The organism is Trinickia camelliae (assembly GCF_053525655.1).
The window spans coordinates 1-1,126 of sequence record NZ_JBCHAA010000045.1 but is presented as its reverse complement, the minus strand read 5'-3'; the positions used below and the strand labels follow the sequence as shown (position 1 = coordinate 1,126).

Here is a 1,126-nt window from a genome sequence, read left to right as displayed (position 1 = left end):
CCTGACGCATCGGCGGCATCGGCTGCGGCCGCTCCCGCTGCGCCGACCGCGCCGTTCTCGGTCGATTCCTCGAAGATCAACTCGGGCGACACCGCCTGGATGCTGACCTCCACCGCACTCGTGCTGTTCATGACGATCCCGGGCCTCGCGCTCTTCTACGGCGGCATGGTCCGCAAGAAGAACGTGCTCGCCACCATCATGCAGAGCTTCGCGATCACCTGCGTCGTGACGGTGGTCTGGACGATCATCGGCTACAGCCTCGCGTTCACGCCAGGCAACTCGTTCATCGGCGGCTTCTCGCGCATCTTCCTTGCCGGGATGAACTACATCCACGGCGACAAGGCGACCACGCTGACCGTGAGCCACCTCGCGCCGACCATCCCCGAGACGGTCTACTTCGTCTACCAGATGACGTTCGCGATCATCACGCCGGCGCTGATCACCGGTGCGTTCGCCGATCGCATGAAGTTCTCGTCGATGCTGGTGTTCATGACGCTGTGGTCGATCATCGTCTACTCGCCGATCGCGCACATGGTGTGGGAACCGACGGGCTGGCTGGCGACCGCTGGCATCCTCGACTTCGCAGGCGGCACGGTCGTGCACATCAACGCCGGTGTCGCAGGCCTCGTGTGCTGCCTGGTGCTCGGCAAGCGCGTGGGCTTCGGCAAGGAAGCGATGGCGCCGCACAACCTCGTGCTGACGCTGATGGGCGCGGCCATGCTGTGGGTGGGCTGGTTCGGCTTCAACGCCGGTTCCGCCGTGGTGGCGGACGGCCGTGCGGGCTTCGCGATGCTGACGACGCAAGTCGCGACCGCGCTGGCCGCGCTTGCGTGGATGTTCGCGGAGTGGATCGCGAAGGGCAAGCCGTCGGCGCTGGGCATCGCGTCGGGCGCGGTGGCGGGTCTCGTGGCGATCACGCCGGCGTCGGGCTATGTCGGCGTGACGGGCGCGTTCGTGATCGGCATCGCGGCCGGTGTGATCTGCTTCTGGTCGGCGACGTGGCTCAAGGGCAAGCTCGGCTATGACGACTCGCTCGACGCGTTCGGCGTGCACGGCATCGGCGGTATCGTCGGCGCGATCCTGACCGGCGTGTTCGCGGTGAAGGACATCGGCGGCGCGGACGGCA

Annotated in this window: 1 protein-coding gene; it reads left to right on the top strand. The window is 67.0% G+C overall.

All coding sequences use genetic code 11. The features are described from left to right. Positions 1 to 1,126 (top strand): ammonium transporter (locus AAHK20_RS33435; protein WP_449185793.1); only part of this gene is annotated, 1,126 nt, incomplete at both ends.